General features: G+C 55.1%; 2 tRNA genes and 3 rRNA genes. All 5 read left to right on the top strand.

Annotated elements, in window-relative coordinates:
- Nucleotides 1–146 precede the first annotated feature (146 nt).
- Nucleotides 147–1,681, top strand: a 16S ribosomal RNA gene (locus ACQ4LT_RS14650).
- Nucleotides 1,682–1,796: 115 nt separating this feature from the next.
- Nucleotides 1,797–1,871: transfer RNA gene (locus tag ACQ4LT_RS14645), tRNA-Ile, on the top strand.
- Between the two features lie 4 nt (nt 1,872–1,875).
- Nucleotides 1,876–1,949 (top strand) — tRNA-Ala (locus tag ACQ4LT_RS14640).
- Nucleotides 1,950–2,373: 424 nt separating this feature from the next.
- A 23S ribosomal RNA gene (locus tag ACQ4LT_RS14635) occupies nt 2,374–5,290 on the top strand.
- A gap of 137 nt (nt 5,291–5,427) precedes the next feature.
- Nucleotides 5,428–5,540: ribosomal RNA gene (gene rrf, locus ACQ4LT_RS14630) — 5S ribosomal RNA — on the top strand.
- Together the 16S, 23S and 5S rRNA genes with 2 tRNA genes alongside form the textbook arrangement of a ribosomal RNA operon.
- Nucleotides 5,541–5,556 lie beyond the last annotated feature (16 nt).

The raw sequence follows: 5,556 nt of genomic DNA, 5'->3' as shown, positions 1-5,556 counted from the left end.
TTCGTTCTTTGACAGACTGAGAACATACAGACGATCGCACGTCGAGCCCTTGTCAGCCCCAACTTAGGTTGGGGTTCGATGAGAGATCAATTTAGAAGTACAGTGAAGCTAGGGCCAGAGACTCAAACAATTTATTAGGTGTATTTACCATGGAGAGTTTGATCCTGGCTCAGGACGAACGCTGGCGGCGGGCTTAACACATGCAAGTCGCGGGAGAAGCGGCCCTTCGGGGCCGCGGAGACCGGCGGATGGGTGAGTAACGCGTAGGTAATCTGCCGTTAGGACTGGGATAACCCACCGAAAGGTGAGCTAATACCGGATGATGCAGCGGGGCCGCATGGCCACAGTTGTTAAATCCCTCGGGAGCCTAACGATGAACCTGCGTGCCATTAGCTAGTTGGTAGGGTCAAAGCCTACCAAGGCAATGATGGCTAGGGGGTCTGAGAGGATGATCCCCCACACTGGGACTGAGACACGGCCCAGACTCCTACGGGAGGCAGCAGTGAGGAATCTTGCGCAATGGGGGCAACCCTGACGCAGCCACGCCGCGTGCTGGAAGACGGCCCTATGGGTTGTAAACAGCTTTTACTGGGGAAGAACCTGGACCTTTCGAGGACCACTGACGGTACCCAGTGAATAAGCACCGGCTAACTCCGTGCCAGCAGCCGCGGTAATACGGAGGGTGCAAGCGTTGTCCGGAATCATTGGGTGTAAAGGGTGTGCAGGCGGAAGTCTAAGTCGGAGGTGAAATCTTGCCGCTTAACGGTAAAAGGGCCTTCGAAACTGGATTTCTTGAGTTCGGAAGAGGTTGGTGGAATTCGTGGTGTAGCGGTGAAATGCATAGATATCACGAAGAACACCGGTGGCGAAGGCGGCCAACTGGTCCGATACTGACGCTGAGACACGAGAGCGTGGGGAGCGAACAGGATTAGATACCCTGGTAGTCCACGCTGTAAACGATGCATGCTAGTTGTTGTCCCTTCGGGGGCAGTGACGCAGTTAACGCAGTAAGCATGCCACCTGGGGAGTACGTTCGCAAGAATGAAACTCAAAGGAATTGACGGGGGCCCGCACAAGCGGTGGAGCATGTGGCTTAATTCGATGCAACGCGAAGAACCTTACCTAGGCTAAATCTACGGTGACCGCTCCTGAAAGGGAGCTTCCCTTCGGGGCACCATAGAAGGTGCTGCATGGCTGTCGTCAGCTCGTGCCGTGAGGTGTTGGGTTAAGTCCCGCAACGAGCGCAACCCCTGTGGTTAGTTACCAGCACGTAATGGTGGGGACTCTAGCCAGACTGCCTACGCAAGTAGTGAGGAAGGTGGGGACGACGTCAAGTCATCATGGCCCTTACGTCTAGGGCTGCACACGTGCTACAATGGACGGTTCAATGGGAAGCGACCCCGCGAGGGCCAGCTGATCCCCAACACCGTTCCCAGTTCGGATTGGAGTCTGCAACTCGACTCCATGAAGTCGGAATCGCTAGTAATCGCGTATCAGCAATGTCGCGGTGAATACGTTCCCGGGCCTTGTACACACCGCCCGTCAAGCGATGGAAGTCAGGAGTACCTGATACGGCCGTACCAACCCTTCGGGGAGGTAGGTCTTTAGGGTAAGCCTGGTGACTGGCGCTAAGTCGTAACAAGGTAGCCGTACCGGAAGGTGCGGCTGGATCACCTCCTTTTTAAGGAGAGCCTTGGCCTTAGCGGCTCGCCGTGTGATCGTCTGTATGTTCTGGTCTCAGCAGGGCCTCCCGATGTGCAAGTAATGTTGGGGCGGGCGCCGGCTGGCCATTCCATGGGCTTGTAGCTCAGGCTGGTTAGAGCGCACGCCTGATAAGCGTGAGGTCGCAGGTTCAACTCCTGCCAAGCCCACATCGGGGCTATAGCTCAGTTGGCTAGAGCACCTGCTTTGCAAGCAGGGGGTCCGGGGTTCGAGTCCCCGTAGCTCCACGGAGTTTTGTATTGTTCTTTTGTATTGTCATGATGGTTGGGCACGAATGTGCTCGCCGCTGGTTGCCAGCAGCGAGCAGATCCGTGCCGGAAGGCATGTGTTCTTTTAAGTGTTGTAGAGTGGGGGTTCTTATTGCGGGCCAGCTTTGTTAAAAAGGCGGCCGGCGGGACCAACAAATAGCCGCTCATGCAACGAGTTCTTTGATTTTCTTGTAGTGAAGTTTGTGGGTCGATGATCGTTGGCGGCGTAGAAAGCAGCCGGCGAAACCGACAAACAGCCTCACCTGCAAGGTGTTCTTTGACGTAGTGATAGCTGATAGGTAAGAAATGTTAAGATCGAGGTTATTTTTTAGAAATAACACCAAAGCGAAACGCTCATTGTTTTTCGAGGCTTGCCCGCCGAAGGGTGGTGCAAGTCATATAAGTGAAAGCAGAAAAGGGCGTATGGTGGATGCCTTGGCATAACCAGGCGATGAAGGACGTGTAAAGCTGCGAAAAGCTGCGGGGAGCTGCACCAAAGCCCAGATCCGCAGGTATCCGAATGGGGAAACCCATCTGCTTTCGGGCAGATATCCTTTTTAGGAAGCTAACGGGGGGAACTGAAACATCTAAGTACCCCTAGGAAGAGAAAACAATACAGTGATTCCGCAAGTAGTGGCGAGCGAACGCGGAACAGCCCAAACCCTACTGCTACGGCGGTAGGGGGTTGTAGGGCCCACATAAGCCAACCCAAGCGAAGACGAAGCGGACTGGAAAGCCGCCCCACAGAAGGTGACAGGCCTGTAGACGTAAGCGAGGTGCGGTGGTGGGATCCCCTGAGTAGGACGGGACCGGAGAAATCCTGTCTGAAGCGGCCGGCACCATCCGGCAAGGCTAAATACTGGTTATGACCGATAGTGAACAAGTACCGTGAGGGAAAGGTGAAAAGAACGCCGAGAAGGCGAGTGAAATAGTACCTGAAACCATACGCTTACAAGCGGTCGGAGTCTCTCTTCGGAGGGATGACGGCGTGCCTTTTGCATAATGAGCCTACAAGTTGCGCCTGTCGTGCAAGGTTAATCTCCTCAGGAGAGCAGCCGAAGCGAAAGCGAGTCCGAACAGGGCGAAAGTACGGCGGGGCAGACGCGAAACCGAGTGAGCTATCTATGGCCAGGATGAAGCGTGGGTAAGACCACGTGGAGGTCCGAACCGACGGGCGTTGAAAAGCCCCCGGATGAGCTGTGGATAGGGGTGAAAGGCCAATCAAACTCGGAAATAGCTCGTTCTCCTCGAAATATATTTAGGTATAGCATCTGGCGTGTAGCATGTCGGAGGTAGAGCACTGATTAGACTAGGGGGCTTCACCGCCTACCAAATCTAGACAAACTCCAAATGCCGGCGTGTGTTGCCAGGTAGTCAGCGTGGGGGCGATAACGTCCTCCCGCAAGAGGGAAACAACCCAGACCACCAGCTAAGGCCCCTAAATCCAAACTAAGTTGAACAAAGAAAGTTGGGTTGCCCAGACAACTAGGAGGTTGGCTTAGAAGCAGCCATTCCTTGAAAGAGTGCGTAATAGCTCACTAGTCGAGCGGCCCGGCGTCGATAATTCGCGGGCATAAGTTTGGTGCCGAAGCTGTGGATTGTCCCGATTACTCGGGACAGTGGTAGAGGAGCATTCCAGCGCCATCGAAGTTGGCTTGTAAGAGCCAGTGGAGGCCCTGGAAGCGAAACTGTAGGCATGAGTAACGATAAGAGGGGTGCGAACCCCCTCCACCGAAAATCTAAGGGTTCCTGATCAACGCAAATCGGATCAGGGTTAGTCGAGACCTAAGGCGTAGCCGACAGGCGAAGCCGATGGAAAACCGGTTAAATATTCCGGTACCGCTATCTAGCTATAGATGAAGGCGTCACGCAGAAGTGACACCACCGCCTCGCGATGGAATGCGAGGTTAAAGGCAGTAGGCCGGTGGGTAGGCAAATCCGCCCACCACCAAGGCCGAACGCCGACAGTACGGGGAGCCTACGGGCAAACCGATAGCGTGGGTAATCTTGCTGCCAAGAAACCCGTCGTCATCTGCTGGCATAGCGCTCGTACCAAAACCGACACAGGTAGATGAGGAGAGGATCCTCAGGTGCTCGAGCGAATCGTGGCTAAGGAACTCGGCAAATTAGATCCGTAACTTCGGGAGAAGGATCCCCCCGGCCGGCTTCGGCTGGTTGGGGGTGCAATGACCAGGTCCAATCGACTGTTTACCAAAAACACATGCCTCTGCTAAGTCGTAAGACGATGTATAGGGGCTGACACCTGCCCGGTGCTGGAAGGTTAAGGAAGGCTGTTAATCGCTTCGGCGATGAAGCGGCCCACTGAAGCCCCAGTAAACGGCGGCCGTAACTATAACGGTCCTAAGGTAGCGAAATTCCTTGTCGGGTAAGTTCCGACCTGCACGAATGGTGCAACGAATTGGACACTGTCTCAGCCACGAGCTCGGTGAAATTGTGGTATCGGTGATGACGCCGATTACCCGCAGCGGGACGGAAAGACCCCGTGAACCTTTACTACAACTTTACATTGGCTTTAGCTGCCCGATGTGCAGGATAGGTGGGAGACCCAGAAGCGCCAGCGCCAGCTGGCGTGGAGTCGTCCGTGAAATACCACCCTTTGGGCCGCTGAATTCTAATTCCCCACCGGGAAGACAGTGTATGGTGGGTAGTTTGACTGGGGCGGTCGCCTCCTAAACAGTAACGGAGGCTCCCAAAGGTACCCTCAGCACGGTCGGCAATCGTGCGCAGAGTGTAAAAGCATAAGGGTGCTTGACTGCAAGACATACAGGTCGAGCAGCTGCGAAAGCAGGGTTTAGTGATCCGGCGGTTTTCCGAATGGAAGGGCCGTCGCTCAAAGGATAAAAGGTACTCCGGGGATAACAGGCTTATCTCCCCCAAGAGTTCACATCGACGGGGAGGTTTGGCACCTCGATGTCGGCTCATCGCATCCTGGGGCTGGAGAAGGTCCCAAGGGTATGGCTGTTCGCCATTTAAAGCGGTACGCGAGCTGGGTTCAGAACGTCGTGAGACAGTTCGGTCCCTATCTGCTGTGGGCGTTGGAATGTTGCGGAGAGCTGCTCCTAGTACGAGAGGACCGGAGTGGACGTACCGCTGGTGCACCTGTTGTCCGGCCACGGGCATCGCAGGGTAGCTATGTGCGGAAGTGATAAGCCGCTGAAAGCATCTAAGCGCGAAGCACGCTCCAAGATAAACATTCCCTATTGCAGCCTTCTGGAAGACGACCAGATCGATAGGCGGCAGGTGTAAGCGTGGTAACACGTTCAGCCGAGCCGTACTAATAAGGCTACCGGCTTCCGCTTATATGGCTTGCACGACCGTTTGGTCGGCCGCAAGCCGCCAAAGCGAGGCAACGAGCAAACAGCAACACCCGATCGACCACTTCCTTACTCTCAGCTATCACTACGTCGAAGACTTTTTTGACATCCTGAATTTTTGAGCAGGCGGGCCAAGCGCCGGGGCTCCACCCGTTCCCATCCCGAACACGGCCGTGACACCCGGCAGCGCCGATGGTACTTCCCGACTGGGAGGAAGCGTAGGTCCCCGCCCGCTCTTTTTTTTGTATAAG

Source organism: Fodinibius sp. AD559 (assembly GCF_052712805.1).
The sequence above is the reverse complement of the archived record's forward strand: the minus strand, read 5'-3'. Positions and strand labels throughout refer to the sequence as shown.